The following is a 14,878-nucleotide window of genomic DNA, read 5'->3' as shown; positions in this document are numbered from 1 at the left end:
CTGTGTTCGGATGACAAATTTGCCGAAAATAGGGAAACCAGCAACAAATGCTTTGAACAAGATCAATGTTACGACGTTAGAACAGGTTGCTCAATTAGATGAACATAATTTGGCGAAACTTCATGGTATGGGACCAAAAGCAATAGGTATTTTGAAAGAAGCATTATTAGAACAAGGGTTATCATTTAGTCAATTAGATGAGGATTTAAAAAATGTGAAGTTCACTGTACTAGGGGATTTAAAATGTGATAACGCACCAAAAAGAAGAATTATACGAGACATTGTGATTGCTTCACTAGTTGGTGACGAAAAGTGTCTCACTGAATGGCTAACAGATGATTTAGTATGGAAAGTACCTGGTTCTTTTGAACTAATAGGCAGAAAAGCATTTTTAGAAGAAATAAATGAGCACTTGCAAAAAGTATCTAGTCTCGAAATTAAATCAATGCTTACACATGGTAAAGAGGGTTCTACACATGGCACAATTATATTGAATCCGGGTGAGGAAATTTATTTTGCTGAAATGTATGAATTTGAAAATCATAAAAAAGATGCTAAAGTCAAAGCGATTACGTCATATATCATTATGAAACCTTAAATTTATGAAAAATCCAATACCAGTATTTATGAAAATGTGATAAATTATAGAGGTTATTATAAACTTTCGGAGGTTGAAAGATGGAAGCAACATTACCAAATTGCCCTAAATGTGATTCAGAATATACTTACGAGGATGGACAATTTTATATTTGTCCTATGTGTAATCATGAATGGTCTATAAACGACGAAGATGCATCAAATGAAGAAAACACAGTTATTAAAGATGTAAATGGTGTTGAATTAAATGATGGAGATACTGTAACGGTCATTAAAGATTTAAAAGTAAAAGGATCATCTAATTCTATTAAACAAGGCACTAAAGTTAAAGGTATCAAATTAGTGGACCCAGAAGATGGTCATGACATTGATTGTAAAATACCTGGCTTTGGACAAATAGGATTAAAGTCATCAGTTGTTAAAAAAGTGAATAAATAAATGCTTAAGAGTCTGAAACATTGAAATTGTTGCAGGCTCTTAATTTTTTAGAAAGTATGTTGATATAAATATTAACGAGGTACTTATTATTTTTTGTTAAAAATAATTAATTGATTATTTTAAGTTTTTGAAATATTAATTCGTTATATACATCAAATGTTTTTTGTGGTAAATATGTAATAGAGATTACGTTTCCAACAACTATATAAGGGGAGAAAAATATGAAGGCTTATATGCAAAAATTTGCTCAGTCTCTAATGCTACCTATTTCCATTTTACCGGTAGCCGGGTTACTTTTAGGTATAGCATCTTTTATTGATTCAGGTGCAATTAACGGGGAAGGAAATAGCGTTGCGAACTTTTTAGCAAATGGTGGTTTAGCAGTTATTAACAATTTACCAATACTATTTGCAGTAGGGTTAGCATTCGGTATGTCTAAAGATAAAAATGGTGCAGCAGCACTTAGTGGACTTGTATCATTTTTAGTGGTGACACAAGTACTAAAGCCAGAAGCAATGGCGAAAGTATTGCATATTGCTGAGGATAAAGTTGATATCGCATTTACGGGTATTAGTAATGTATTTATCGGGATTATTTGTGGTTTAGTTACAGCAGCAATTTACAATAGATTTAAAGATACGAAATTACCAACAGCGTTTGCTTTCTTTAGTGGTAAACGTCTTGTGCCGATATTATCAGCAGCGGCTATGTTAGTCATTTCTATCGCACTTATGTTTATTTGGCCGCCAGTATATAATGGCTTAGTGTCATTTGGTGAAATGATTTCTAAACTTGGTCCTCTTGGGGCAGGGTTATATGGATTCTTTAACCGTTTATTATTACCATTTGGGTTGCATCACGCGTTAAACCAAGTATTCTGGTTTGATATTGCGGGTATTAATGATATTGCAAACTTCTGGTCTAGTAAAGGTGAAGCGGGTATAACAGGTCGTTACCAAGCAGGCTTATTCCCAATTATGATGTTTGGATTACCAGCTGCAGCATTAGCGATTTGGAAAAATGCTGAAAAGCGTAACAGAAAAGTAGTAGGTTCTTTAATGGTTACAGCAGCGATTGCTTCATTCGTAACTGGTATCACAGAACCATTAGAGTTCTCATTCTTAGTAGCAGCACCGATGTTATTTGGTATTCACGCGTTATTAACAGGTATTTCATTATTTATAGCAGCAACATTCCATTGGACTGCAGGATTTACATTTAGTGCAGGATTAATAGATTATTTATTAAGTTTAAGTATTCCAATTGCTAATAAACCATTAATGTTACTTGTACTTGGTTTGATTATGGGTGTCGTATACTTCGTCGTATTTGATTTTGCGATTCGTACATTTAATCTTAAGACACCAGGTAGAGATGGTTTAATGGAAGAAGCGGCAAAGCAAGATCATAGTCTTGAAGAAGATGAAGCGGGTACTTCAACAAACAACAGTGGAGTGAAAGTATCTAATAAGACAAAGCTTATATATGAAGCAATTGGTGGTAATGATAATATAGAAGTTATCGACTACTGTGCAACAAGACTGCGTCTAACATTAAAAGATACAAGTGTTGTTGATCAAGATAAAATCAAACAATCTGGCGCATTAGGAAACAAAGTGATTAGTGATAAAAATATCCAAATTATTATTGGAACTGATGTACAATTTACAGCAGATGAACTGATGCAAATGCAGCATAATCAAGGTCATTAATTCAATATATCAATATTTAAACAGTAGACATTCATTTTTATAATTTGAATGCCTACTGTTTTTCATTTATAATAATAACAATTTTGAACAAATGTGAACAAAAAATAATGATAAATGTGTGATTTTTTACTTTTATAGTAGTAATATGAAACTATTGAATGATAAAGGGGGACGATTCAATGGGTATAAAAAAAGCGATTTTGTTAGGTGCAGGTGACCGTGGGGGAAGAGTTTACGCGAATTTGATAAAGTCTTTACCCCATAAAATTAAATTAATTGGGGTAGCGGAACCTGTTAAAGAAAGAAGAGAACGCGTAAGTCGTCATCATAGTCTTGATGAACGATATGTACAAGAATCATGGAAAGCATTATTGGACTTAAAGCCAGAAGCTGATATAGCAATTATATGTACTCAAGATAAAGTACATTTTGAACCAACAATGAAAGCATTAGATTTAGGATATCATGTGTTGCTTGAAAAACCGATGTCTCCTAGTCCTGAAGAGTGTATTAAAATGGTAGAAAAAGCGAAAGAAATGGATAGAACATTAACGATTTGTCACGTATTAAGATATACATCATTCTGGAGTAGAATCAAATCTATCGTTCAAAATGGAGATGTTGGTCAGATTGCGTCAATTCAACTTAATGAAAATGTAGAATATATGCATATGTCTCATAGTTTTGTAAGGGGAAATTGGAAAAGTAAAGAACAGTCAAGTCCGATGATATTAGCTAAATCTTGCCATGATATGGATATTATCAGTTATATCATGGATCAAGATTGTAAAAGAATCAATTCCTTTGGCTCATTAATGTACTTTAACGAAGCAAACAAACCAGAAGGCGCACCATTAAGATGTCTAGACGGATGCCCAGTAGAAAATGAATGTCCATTTCATGCTGGAAGGTATTATTTAGGTATCGGTAGAGGATGGGCGATGAAATTTACAGAAGAAAATTCTAACGAAGCGATCATAGAAAGATTAAATCATACGGATTATGGGAAATGCGTATTCCAATCAGATAATGACGTTGTCGATCACCAAGTTGTGAATATGGAATTTGAAAATGGTGCAACAGCAACATTTAGTATGAGCGCATTTACAAGAGAACAAACAAGAGTAGTTCAAATAATGGGAACAAAAGGTGAAATAAGAGGGAATATGGAAACAAATGAAATAAGCATTTTTGACTTTTTAACAAGAGAAGAAAAAATCATTAAATTCCCAGAAGTGAGCAGTGGACACGGAGGCGGGGATGAAGGTATTATAAGAGATTTTATAGATACAATTAATAGCTCAAATCAAAATGTATCTAAATCAATAGCAAGTAAATCTTTAATCAGTCACTTAATGGCATTCGCAGCAGAAGAATCAAGACTGAACCACGGCCAATCCATAAATATAGACGAATTCTATAATGAAATAGCCTTAACATCTTAATATAATATAAAAAAAGACGTGATACCGCTAGAAAATAGCAGTATCACGTCTTTTTGTTATGTGTGAAAGTAGCGCTAACGCTCAAGACTCACAAACAAGATCGTTAGCGCACGAAAATGAGCCCCGCAACTCCCACCTAAATCCCAACCAAAACATTTACCTCATTCTACATATTGATTATATTTTTGATGATGAGTGCTGCGACGAATAAGATGATGATACTTGATACTCTATTTAATATGATGATAAATTTACCTGATTTATCAAACATGCCAACTTGTTTACCGGCTATAGCGAGACCGAAGAACCAGAACCAAGAGATAAAGATTGTTGCTACTGTGAACCCGACTTTTTCATACCCTGAATATAGTGATGCACTTGTACCGATAACACCGACTGTATCCATTATGGCGTGTGGATTGAGTAATGATAGAGATAATGCAAAGCTGATTTGTTTTTTTGCTGATATTGCTATGTCTGAGCCATTGCTTGATGATTTTTCGTTCCATAACGTCCAAGCCATATACAATAGAAAAATTAATCCGACGATATATATGATTAATTGTAGTGATGGATAGTGATTTAAGATGAGTGATACGCCAAACACCGCAAGTAATATGAGTAATGTGTCACATAGACCAGCTGTAATAACAACAGGTAAAGCTTTATTTAAGCTTTTATGATTTGCGCCTTGATTAAAAACAAATATATTTTGAGCACCTAATGGTAAAATTAAACCGAGTGCTAATAAAAGACCGTGGATGACTGCTTGAAACATTTGATTTAACCTCCTTTTTGTATAGTATAAAAGAAATAAGCTACAATGAAATCATCCAGAATTAAATTTATGCCCAACCAGATTGGAGTTACATTTATGGAAAAACCTATCTACCAAAAAATTATAGATGATATGTTAAGAGATATTAATAATGGTCAATTAGAAGTTGGTATGAAAATCCCTTCGCAAAGAGCTTTAACACAAAAGTATGGTGTAAATAGATCAACAATTGTACATGTGATTGATATTTTAAAAAGTTATGGCGTGCTTGAAAGTAAAGAAAGAAAAGGGATATACGTTTCGAAAAATAAATGGAATGAGTATGTGAGTAACAATTTAAATTGGCAAGATTATATAGGTAATAGTATTAACCAGAACAATCAATATTACATTAGAGAAATTAATCGATGCGAATTTATACCTGACATGGTGAGATTAGGGACGGGTGAACTTTCGCCAGAATTAATACCTAATGATGCATTTCATGAAATCATTTCGAAAGATTTAAGTTGTCAATTGACTTCAAATTACGAAGCGCCTAAAGGGAATATTCAGTTGAGACAACAAGTTAAAGAAATTGTTAAAAAAAGAGGTATTGAGTGTAGTGTAGAAGAAATTTGTATCACTTCTGGTTCATTACAAGGTTTGAAGTTGATAGCAGATGGATTATTAATTCCTAAATCAAAAATTATCGTTGAAACACCTTCTTATATCAATTCAATTAGAACGTGGCACAAAATTCATTCCAAAATGATACCTTTATCAATTGATTATATAAGCAATAATATTCATGCGATTTTTAAAGAAGATGAAGATTACAGCAATAGTATATTTTATTGTAATCCTACTTTGCACAATCCTACATCGCACACATATACATTGAAAGAGAAAGAACAAATTCTTGAACAGTGTAAAGCAAAGGGTATTCCAGTTGTGGAAGATGACATTTATAGTGAGCTGTGGTTTGAAGGTTCGATTCCTAAATCGATGAAAGAGCTTGATACAAGTCATAATGTGTTGTATTTAGGTAGCCTATCTAAAACAGTTAGTCCAGGTCTCAGAATAGGGTGGTTAATTGGCAACGAACGGGTCATTAATCATTTAGCAGATTTAAAAATGCAAAATGACTATGGTGCAAGTTCGATTTCTCAATTTATAGCTACTAAATGGTTGGCACATTACCATGAGAAGCATATTGAAGACATTAAACGTAATTTACAAAGGCGCAAAGATTTGATGGAAGATGCTTTAACAGAATCTTTCTCAGATATTGGTAGATGGTCTAAAGTAGAAGGGTCTTTCTATATATGGTTCAAATTCAATGAAAGTATTGATTTGAAAAGGTTATTCCAACGTGCCTTAGAGGAAGGATTGCTCATTCATCCAGGGGAGATTTATTCAGAAAGAGAAAAACATAGTTTAAGATTTTCTTATTCATATATTGATGAACATAATATAAAAGAAAGTATTTATAAACTAAGAACTATCATCGATAAAGAAAACTTGTTAAATAAAAGAAAATCCTCGAACTCTTAATATGAGACCGAGGATCTTTTTATATTATTTATTCACAATATAGTCTGGTGTATCACCTTGTAGTTTCTTAATCGTATTATTTGCGACGATTCTTGCCATTTCATCACGTGCTTCAAATGTAGCGTTTCCGATGTGGGGTGTTATGACGACATTGTCCATTGTTTTAAGTGCATCTGTAATTTCTGGTTCAAATTCAAATACATCTAATGCAGCACCTTCGATTGTTTTAGATTGTAGTGCTTCAACTAGAGCTTGTTCATCTACAATAGGTCCGCGAGATGCGTTAATAACATATGCTGTATTTTTCATTTTTTCAAATGTTTCTTTATTGAATAAATGATGTAAATCATCTGAATAGGCAGCATTAATTGTAATGAAATCTGCTTGTTCTAACATCTCATTAAGACTGACATAAGTAGCCCCTAATGAAGCTTCTTGTTCTGGTTTTCTATGTGGTCCAGTATATAGGATGTTCATGTCGAAACCTTTGGCACGTCTAGCAACAGCAGAACCAATTTCACCAAGTCCAACTATGCCGATAGTCTTACCGGAGACTTCCCTACCTCTAAAGAATAATGGTGCCCAACCGTTGAATCCTGTTGTTCTACAAAGTTGGTCGCCTTCAGCAATTCTTCTAGATACGGCAAGTAATATACCAATCGTTAAATCTGCTGTAGCATTTGTTGAAGCTTTTGGTGTATTTGTGACATCGATTCCTTTTTCTCTCGCATATTTAACGTCTATGTTATTGAAACCAGCACCATAATTTGCGATGATTTTTAAGTTTGGCGCATGATCAATAATTTCTTTATCAATATTTGTAGATAGTGGGCTAATAATCGCATCTACGTCTGTTACTTTTTGAAGTAAAGTATCTTTCGTAATTAATTTATCCCCTTCAAAGACTTCTACTTCAAAATGTTCTTGTAACATTTCTAATCCTTCTGTTGGAATTTCTCCAGTTATGAATACTTTATTCATGATGTAACCTCCTATAGAACTTTTCATACGTTTATATGATCACTATACCCTAATGCGCAAGTTTCCATTCACTGAATTTACGTACGATGACTTCAAAAGCGATGTGATATGGTAAGAAGCTGGAATAAGATGTTTGGTTAAATAGTTCTATCGGAGAACTATTAACGTATATATTGTAACTCGCATTCTGGGCTAAATAGTTATCCTTTAATGTAGTAATAGAAATATAACTAATATTTCGTGTATGCATAATCTCGACGTTATCTCTTAAATGTGATGTTTCGCCTGATAATGAAATGATGAAAATTAAATCGTCTTTATTCATTTGATTCATAGCAATTTTAAGTTCATTCTCGTCGTTAATAACCATTACTCTCTTATTAATAGAAAGAAAGTGTCGCTGAGCATCACGTGCGACGTTTAATTGTGCGACACCTGTACCATATATATAGATGTATGGCGCTTGGTTGATTTGTTCGCTTATATAATCATAGTCGATCATTTTTAAATGTTTCATAGTTTGTTGTAAATCTTGCTCTAAACTTTCAATGATATCTGTCGATGGGTTAGATGTTTGTCTATTTAATTTAATATATGCTTTAAAATCACTATAACCATCAAAGCCAAGTTTGCGAGCGAGTCGGTGAATAGAAGAAATTGAAGTATGTGATATATCGGCGATTTCTTGTATTTTTAATCGATGAATCAAGTGAATATTTTGATTAATCATTTGTATGATATGTATATCGTTGTCATTAAGTTGTTGATAATGTTCATTAATCAGTTTATCCAAAATCATTATAATCCTCCATTCGAAGTGAAAAAATTTTCATGTTATGAAAATATAATCTAAGTTTACTATGTGATTTCTATTTACGTCAAACCTCTTGGCAAATGTAAGCGCTTCCTATATTGTTGAGATAAATTGATGAGGAAAAGGGGTTAAAATATGAATGCAATTAAACGATTTGGTAGTGCCATGATTGTACCGGTATTACTATTTGCATTTTTCGGTATTGTTGTAGGGTTTGCAACACTATTTAAAAATCCAAATATTATGGGTTCAATAGCTGAAGATGGCACAATGTGGTTTAAAATTTGGAGTTTGATTGAAGCGGGTGGTTGGACTATATTCAACCATATGGAACTAGCGTTTGTGATTGGACTTCCAATCTCACTTGCTAAAAAAGCGCAAGGTAGAGCAACACTAGCAGCTTTAATGATTTATTTAGTATTTAACAATTTTATTAATGCAATTTTAACCCTTTGGCCAAAGACGTTCGGAGTAGATTTATCAAAGGGTGTTGAAAATTTAACCGGAGTAAAAGAAATAGCTGGTATTCCAACATTAGATACAAGTATCATTGGTGCAATTTTCATATCAGCAATCGTCATTTGGATACATAATCGTTTCTATGATAAGAAATTACCTGAAATGGTTGGTATTTTCCAAGGTCTACCATACGTTGTTATTATTGGATTCTTTGTTATGATCCCAATCGCTTTTATCGTATGTGCGGTATGGCCAACAGTACAAGCAGGTATCGGTTCATTACAAGGTGTCATGTTGAAATCAGGATTTGTAGGGGTTTGGCTATTCCACTTCTTAGAAAGAATATTGATTCCTACAGGGTTACATCATTTCATATACACGCCATTTGAATATGGACCAGCAGCGGTTAATGGTGGATTGAAACCTTATTGGATTCAACACTTAACAGAATTCTCTAATTCTGCTAAATCTCTTAAAGAACTTTATCCATATGGATTCTTGTTACAAGGTAACATTAAAATATTTGGTTGTTTAGGTATAGCATTAGCGATGTACGCTTCAACACCAAAAGAGAACAAGAAAAAAGTATTGGCATTAGTATTACCAGCTGGATTAACAGCAATTTTCGCAGGTATTACAGAACCATTAGAATTTACATTCCTATTTATTGCACCTTACTTATTCTTAATTCATGCATTATTAGGTGCAACAATGGTTACAATTATGTACCTATTCGGTGTAGTTGGTATTCAAGGCGGCGGTGCGATAGAAATCGCGGCAATAAACTGGATTCCATTATTCTCTAATCACGGTATGACTTACGTTGCACAATTTATCATTGGTATCATCTTTGTTGTGATTTACTTCTTTGTATTTAAGTTTATTATTGAGAAGTTTAATGTACCATTACCTGGGCGTGTGCCTGATGATGGTGACGCTAAGCTTTATACGAAAGAAGATTATAAGTCTAAAAAAGCAAGTGCTGATACACAAATGGATGACAATGCATCAGAATATGATACGAAAGCTATTTATTTCTTAGAAGGATTAGGTGGCAAAGACAATATTAAAGACGTTACAAATTGTGCGACACGATTAAGAGTAACGGTTAAAGATCCAAGTTTAGTGAAAGATAACGACTACTTCACGCATAATCAAATGGCACATGGTGTAGCGAAAAGTGGTACAAATGTTCAAGTAATTGTAGGACTCAGTGTACCTCAAGTAAGAGATTCATTTGAAACGATGATATAAAAAATATGGAGGTCATAAATAATGAAGAAATTTAACATAACAATAGCAGGTGGCGGAAGTACATTTACACCAGGCATTATATTAATGTTACTGGATCATTTAGAAGATTTTCCGATTGATACGATTAAATTATACGACAATGATGGTGATAGACAACAAACCATTGCGGATGCTTGTGAAATATTACTTCATGAAAGAGCGCCAAGTGTTAAGTTACAGGCGAGTACGGATCCTAAAACAGCTTTTGAAAATGTAGATTTCGTTATGGCACACATACGTGTTGGTAAATATGCGATGAGAGAACAAGACGAGAAGATTCCGTTGAAACATGGTGTCGTTGGACAAGAAACGTGTGGACCTGGTGGTATATCTTATGGTATGCGTTCTATTACTGGCGTACTAGAAATTGTGGATTACATGGAACAATATTCACCAGATGCTTGGATGTTAAATTATTCGAATCCAGCAGCAATTGTAGCTGAAGCAACTCGAAAATTAAGACCTCATTCAAAAATTTTAAATATTTGTGATATGCCAATTGGTATTGAAGAACTAATGGCAACAAATATTGGGCTGAAATCTAGAAAAGAAATGGTCGTTAAATATTTTGGATTGAATCACTTCGGTTGGTGGACAGATATAAGAGATAAGTCAGGTAATGATTTAATGCCAAGTATCATTAAACACGTTGAACAATTTGGATATTCGACTGACACAGGCAGCGATATAGAACAAGAAGCAAGTTGGAATGATACGTTTAAGAAAGCGCGTGATGTACAAGCGCTTGATAAAGATACGTTACCTAACACATATTTAAAATATTACTTCTTCCCTGATTACGTTGTGGAACATTCAAACAAAGACTATACAAGAGCAAATGAAGTAATGGCAGGACGAGAAAAATTTGTGTTCGGTGAATGTCAAAAAATCATTGATCAAGGTACTGCTGAAGGAACAGAATTAACAATAGATGAACATGCATCATATATCGTAGACTTAGCAAGAGCAATTGCTTTTAATACAAAAGAAAGAATGTTAATGATTGTTGAGAATAAAGGTGCTATTTCAAACTTTGACCCAACAGCGATGGTTGAAATTCCATGTTTAGTTGGCAGCGAAGGTCCAGAACCTTTATCAGTTGGTGAAATACCGAGATTCCAAAAAAGTTTAATGGAACAACAAGTAGGTGTTGAGAAATTAACAGTTGAAGCTTATGAAGAACAATCTTATCAAAAACTATGGCAAGCACTAACGTTATCTCGCACAGTTCCGAGTGCATCTGTAGCTAAAAGTATATTAGATGACCTCATTGAAGCAAATAAAGAATACTGGCCAGAATTGAAGTAGGAATAATAATTGAATTACTATTTATAAACGTGCAAGGCACACCAGCCTTGCACGTTTTTCTTTGTGTTACATCCATTTAAGAACAATAAATCGTATAGCGACTTTCTTTAATCGCAAACTTTTAAATGATATAATTAGATGAAGTGATATATATTTTTTATTTAAAAATATAAGGGAGCATATCTATGTATATAGAAAGAAAACCAACAATCAATTTAGCAGAATTAAAGAAGGAATTTACGAATAATTTAGGTGAAATTGAATATGCGCAGTCTTCTGAACAAGCGCTAGAAGAGTTGTTTAATTTTGTAGAACTACAACATCAATATGCTGCAGCATTAGAAGAAATCGGGACAAAGTTGAAAATATTGGACGATGAATTCCAAGTTGCTTATAAACATAATCCAATTCACCATATGGAAAAGCGTGTTAAAGAATTTCCAAGTCTCATTAAGAAATTAAGACGCAAAGGATTTCCTTTAAATGCGAACTCAGCAAAAGAGAATATTCAAGATATCGCGGGAATAAGAGTTATTTGTAATTATCTAGAAGATGTCTATACAATTGAAAAATTATTACTTAGACAAGCTGACGTAAAATTATTAAAAAGAAAAGACTATATAGAAAATCCTAAAATGAATGGATATAAAAGTTTACATTTAGTTGTATCTATTCCTGTATTTTTAGCAGAGAGTGTTCAAGTAATACCTGTTGAAATTCAAATTCGAACAATTGGTATGGATATGTGGGCGAGTTTAGAACATAAATTAAGATATAAGAATTCGCATGTATCTACTGAACAATATGAAGAAAAGTTAAAAGAATGCTCAATAGAAATAACAAATGTAGAACGCAAAATGCAAGAAATGAATGATGAAATTTATCATGATACGGATAAAAGTATGATAAAAGTAGACAAAAATTAATAAATTAGGCACTAAGTAGAGCAGAAATTTCTTAGAAATAAGGATATCTGCTCTTTTTTAATAATTTAGTATATAATAAATTAAAATCATTCAGGAAATAATGTTGAGGAGTGAAGTAATGGAGAATAATCTTAAAGTAGAAGCTTTTATGCAACGTGAAAAAAAGTGGAAAGATGAATTTGAACTATTAAGAGAAATTATACGTGAATGTGATTTAGAAGAAGATTATAAATGGATGCATCCATGTTATACATTGAAAGATAAGAATGTTGTATTGATACATGGATTTAAAGAATATTGTGCACTTTTATTTCATAAAGGTTCATTACTTAAAGATCCTGAAAAATTACTCATTCAACAAACGAAAAATGTTCAAGCCGCAAGACAATTGAGATTCACAAATGTAGATCAAATCAAAGAACAACGAGATATTATTAAAGCATATGTTGAAGAAGCAATTGAGCTTGAAAAATCAGGGGCTAAAGTAGAATTAAAGAAAACAGAAGAATACGAAATGCCAGTTGAACTACAAGAACAACTTGATCAAAATAGTAACTTAAAAGAAGCTTTCTATAATTTGACGCCAGGAAGACAACGCCAATACATTTACTATATTAGCCAAGCAAAGCGCCCAGCAACACGCGTTAGTCGAGTAGAAAAATATATTGAACATATATTGGAAGGCAAAGGGCTAAATGATGAGTGAGGGTAGTGAGAATATGAATGCTGTGATTGAAGAAGTCGTGGAATTTATAAAGCGTTCTAACCATCAAATCATGATTAGAATTGGTGGACATGGTGGTTCAGGAAAAAGTACATTTTGTCAGGAATTAATAAAAAGTCTAGATCCTAAAGAATATAACTTGATCAGCACAGATACTTATATAGTTAATTCGAATTTAAGAAAACATACAAAGGCGAAATATATGTATAACTGTATAGAGCATGAAGCGAAAGTAACGGCTTGTATGCCTGAAGCGCATAATGTAGATATTCTAGAACGGGATATTCGTGCGTTACGAAATGGTATAGATATCATGACTATTGAAACACCGTGGCAACAATCTGAACGTTTAGATGCCACAAAGAAAGTAACAATCTTAGAAGGTATGACTACTACATTTATAGATTCCAAATGGGTTGATTTATCTATCTACATTTATACGGACAATGAAACTGAGCTGAAAAGAAGATTTGACCGTGATGTTCGTGTAAGAGGAATAGATATAGAGTTTTTAAAGGCATCTCAAGATGAAAGACGTATTCAATATGAATTATTTATGCATCCTCTTCTTGAAAATTTTGATATTGTCATTGATCATTCAAATGATTTGTTTAAAATACTGAAAAATTAATTAAATTAAACCTTAGTTTGATACATTTTGGAAATAGAATGATATAGTAAAAGTGTTAATTAATTTTAAGGGGGATTTTTTGTGGCAGATTCAGTAAAATTATTAAAAACACTTACAGATATTAATGGTATTTCGGGATTTGAGTATAATGTTAAAGCTAAAATGAAAGAATACTTAGAACCTGTAAGTGATGAAATTATTGAAGATAACCTAGGTGGTATTTTCGGGAAAAAGAACGCTAAAAATGGTTCTAAAACAATTTTAATAGCGGGTCACTTAGATGAAATAGGATTTATGGTTACGCGTATCGATGATGATGGTTACATTAAATTCACAACAATTGGTGGATGGTGGAACCAAGTTATGCTTTCACAAAAAGTAACCATTACAACAGATGAAGGTAAAGAAATCAGAGGTATTATTGGTTCTAAACCTCCTCACGTGTTAAGTCCAGAAGAACGTAAAAAACCTGTCGACGTTAAAGAGATGTTTATTGATATAGGTGTTGATAATAAAGAAGCGGTTGAAGGTCTAGGTATTGAAATCGGCAATATGGTGACACCTTATTCTGAGTTTGAAACTTTAGGTGACGGAAACTACTTAACAGCAAAAGCATTCGACAACAGATTCGGTTGTGCGTTAAGTGTTGATGTATTAAATGAACTTAAAAACGATGACCTCGGTATTAACTTAGTTTCAGGTGCAACTGTACAAGAAGAAGTTGGTTTACGTGGTGCGAAAGTTGCTGCAAACAAAATTAAGCCAGATTTATCTATCGCAGTGGATGTAGGTATTGCTTATGATACACCAGGTATGAAAGGGCAAGATCACGAAACGAAATTAGGTAACGGACCACTTGTATTGTTAATGGATGGTACGAATATCGGTCACGTTGGATTTAGAAAATTCATCAAAAACGTAGCAAAAGAAAAAGGCATTGATGTGCAATGGGATAACATAACAGGTGGCGGAACAGATGCAGGTAGTATTCACGTAGCAAATGAAGGTACACCAACAATCTCAATCGGCGTTCCATTACGTTATATGCACTCAAATGTATCAATCCTTCATAAAGAAGACTACTTAAACGCAGTAAAATTAGTAGCTGAAATCGTAAAAGCATTAAACGATGAAACAGTTAAAAATATTATGTGGTAAGAAATCTTAAAGAATGATTTAAAAAAAGTACCAAGAAACGCATAATCGCTTTCTTGGTACTTTTTAATATTTAGATTG

14 protein-coding genes are annotated in these 14,878 nt (G+C 33.1%); 11 read left to right on the top strand and 3 right to left on the bottom strand.

Annotated features, from left to right (window positions below; translation table 11 throughout):
- Positions 1–10: 10 nt before the first annotated feature.
- The 4 genes from LQ611_RS03485 (at position 11) to LQ611_RS03470 (ending at position 4,192) form a co-directional block, all read left to right on the top strand.
- Positions 11–598 carry a helix-hairpin-helix domain-containing protein gene (locus tag LQ611_RS03485; protein ID WP_107565412.1) on the top strand — a complete coding sequence of 196 codons (588 nt, stop codon included), beginning with the start codon at positions 11–13 and terminating at the stop codon, positions 596–598.
- An 80-nt stretch (positions 599–678) separates the two neighbouring features.
- A complete protein-coding gene (locus LQ611_RS03480) occupies positions 679–1,035 on the top strand; it encodes a zinc ribbon domain-containing protein YjdM (protein ID WP_025904427.1) in 357 nt (118 codons plus the stop codon).
- A gap of 221 nt (positions 1,036–1,256) precedes the next feature.
- A complete protein-coding gene (gene nagE / locus LQ611_RS03475; protein ID WP_107596583.1) occupies positions 1,257–2,747 on the top strand; it encodes an N-acetylglucosamine-specific PTS transporter subunit IIBC in 1,491 nt (496 codons plus the stop codon).
- Between the two features lie 179 nt (positions 2,748–2,926).
- Positions 2,927–4,192, top strand: coding sequence for a Gfo/Idh/MocA family protein (locus LQ611_RS03470; protein ID WP_107565414.1), 1,266 nt, complete (start codon positions 2,927–2,929; stop codon positions 4,190–4,192).
- Positions 4,193–4,358: 166 nt separating this feature from the next.
- Here LQ611_RS03470 and LQ611_RS03465 read toward each other — a convergent pair whose 3' ends face one another.
- Entirely contained in the window at positions 4,359–4,970 is a 612-nt protein-coding gene (locus LQ611_RS03465; RefSeq protein ID WP_107565415.1) for a LysE/ArgO family amino acid transporter, read from the bottom strand.
- 96 nt (positions 4,971–5,066) lie between these two features.
- Between LQ611_RS03465 and LQ611_RS03460 the strand changes: the two genes are divergently transcribed.
- Positions 5,067–6,506 (top strand): aminotransferase-like domain-containing protein, encoded by a 1,440-nt coding sequence (locus LQ611_RS03460; RefSeq protein WP_107565416.1) that lies wholly within the window; start codon positions 5,067–5,069, stop codon positions 6,504–6,506.
- Between the two features lie 24 nt (positions 6,507–6,530).
- Here LQ611_RS03460 and LQ611_RS03455 read toward each other — a convergent pair whose 3' ends face one another.
- Both LQ611_RS03455 and LQ611_RS03450 read right to left on the bottom strand, forming a co-directional pair.
- Positions 6,531–7,487 (bottom strand): 2-hydroxyacid dehydrogenase family protein, encoded by a 957-nt coding sequence (locus LQ611_RS03455; protein ID WP_107565417.1) that lies wholly within the window; start codon positions 7,485–7,487, stop codon positions 6,531–6,533.
- A gap of 49 nt (positions 7,488–7,536) precedes the next feature.
- Positions 7,537–8,286 carry a MurR/RpiR family transcriptional regulator gene (locus LQ611_RS03450; protein ID WP_107565418.1) on the bottom strand — a complete coding sequence of 250 codons (750 nt, stop codon included), beginning with the start codon at positions 8,284–8,286 and terminating at the stop codon, positions 7,537–7,539.
- 150 nt (positions 8,287–8,436) lie between these two features.
- Between LQ611_RS03450 and LQ611_RS03445 the strand changes: the two genes are divergently transcribed.
- The 6 genes from LQ611_RS03445 (at position 8,437) to LQ611_RS03420 (ending at position 14,800) form a co-directional block, all read left to right on the top strand.
- The gene (locus tag LQ611_RS03445) at positions 8,437–10,014 is read left to right on the top strand and encodes an alpha-glucoside-specific PTS transporter subunit IIBC (RefSeq protein WP_103360908.1); all 1,578 of its coding nucleotides are present in this window, start codon (positions 8,437–8,439) and stop codon (positions 10,012–10,014) included.
- 21 nt (positions 10,015–10,035) lie between these two features.
- A complete protein-coding gene (locus LQ611_RS03440) occupies positions 10,036–11,361 on the top strand; it encodes a 6-phospho-alpha-glucosidase (protein ID WP_107596581.1) in 1,326 nt (441 codons plus the stop codon).
- Positions 11,362–11,546: 185 nt separating this feature from the next.
- Entirely contained in the window at positions 11,547–12,287 is a 741-nt protein-coding gene (locus tag LQ611_RS03435) for a GTP pyrophosphokinase (RefSeq protein WP_107590536.1), read from the top strand.
- A gap of 118 nt (positions 12,288–12,405) precedes the next feature.
- Positions 12,406–12,993, top strand: a complete 588-nt coding sequence (locus LQ611_RS03430) for a YdeI/OmpD-associated family protein (protein ID WP_107590535.1) — start codon at positions 12,406–12,408, stop codon at positions 12,991–12,993.
- Positions 12,983–13,642 carry an AAA family ATPase gene (locus LQ611_RS03425; protein ID WP_239709344.1) on the top strand — a complete coding sequence of 220 codons (660 nt, stop codon included), beginning with the start codon at positions 12,983–12,985 and terminating at the stop codon, positions 13,640–13,642. The genes LQ611_RS03430 and LQ611_RS03425 overlap by 11 nt, the downstream gene beginning before the upstream one ends.
- A gap of 81 nt (positions 13,643–13,723) precedes the next feature.
- Positions 13,724–14,800 (top strand): M42 family metallopeptidase, encoded by a 1,077-nt coding sequence (locus LQ611_RS03420; protein WP_107565422.1) that lies wholly within the window; start codon positions 13,724–13,726, stop codon positions 14,798–14,800.
- Positions 14,801–14,878: the final 78 nt, after the last annotated feature.

Origin of the sequence: Mammaliicoccus sp. L-M44 (assembly GCF_022386355.1) — a bacterium.
Classification (GTDB): Bacteria; Bacillota; Bacilli; order Staphylococcales; family Staphylococcaceae; genus Mammaliicoccus; species Mammaliicoccus sciuri_A.
The sequence above is the reverse complement of the archived record's forward strand: the minus strand, read 5'-3'. Positions and strand labels throughout refer to the sequence as shown.

Excerpts from the sequence above, each read along its gene's own strand:
- LQ611_RS03485 (WP_107565412.1), top strand. The coding sequence starts at position 11 with ATGACAAATTTGCCGAAAATAGGGAAACCAGCAACAAATGCTTTGAAC.
- LQ611_RS03480 (WP_025904427.1), top strand. The coding sequence starts at position 679 with ATGGAAGCAACATTACCAAATTGCCCTAAATGTGATTCAGAATATACT.
- nagE (WP_107596583.1), top strand. The coding sequence starts at position 1,257 with ATGAAGGCTTATATGCAAAAATTTGCTCAGTCTCTAATGCTACCTATT.
- LQ611_RS03470 (WP_107565414.1), top strand. The coding sequence starts at position 2,927 with ATGGGTATAAAAAAAGCGATTTTGTTAGGTGCAGGTGACCGTGGGGGA.
- LQ611_RS03465 (WP_107565415.1), bottom strand. The coding sequence starts at position 4,970 with ATGTTTCAAGCAGTCATCCACGGTCTTTTATTAGCACTCGGTTTAATT.
- LQ611_RS03460 (WP_107565416.1), top strand. The coding sequence starts at position 5,067 with ATGGAAAAACCTATCTACCAAAAAATTATAGATGATATGTTAAGAGAT.
- LQ611_RS03455 (WP_107565417.1), bottom strand. The coding sequence starts at position 7,487 with ATGAATAAAGTATTCATAACTGGAGAAATTCCAACAGAAGGATTAGAA.
- LQ611_RS03450 (WP_107565418.1), bottom strand. The coding sequence starts at position 8,286 with ATGATTTTGGATAAACTGATTAATGAACATTATCAACAACTTAATGAC.
- LQ611_RS03445 (WP_103360908.1), top strand. The coding sequence starts at position 8,437 with ATGAATGCAATTAAACGATTTGGTAGTGCCATGATTGTACCGGTATTA.
- LQ611_RS03440 (WP_107596581.1), top strand. The coding sequence starts at position 10,036 with ATGAAGAAATTTAACATAACAATAGCAGGTGGCGGAAGTACATTTACA.
- LQ611_RS03435 (WP_107590536.1), top strand. The coding sequence starts at position 11,547 with ATGTATATAGAAAGAAAACCAACAATCAATTTAGCAGAATTAAAGAAG.
- LQ611_RS03430 (WP_107590535.1), top strand. The coding sequence starts at position 12,406 with ATGGAGAATAATCTTAAAGTAGAAGCTTTTATGCAACGTGAAAAAAAG.
- LQ611_RS03425 (WP_239709344.1), top strand. The coding sequence starts at position 12,983 with ATGATGAGTGAGGGTAGTGAGAATATGAATGCTGTGATTGAAGAAGTC.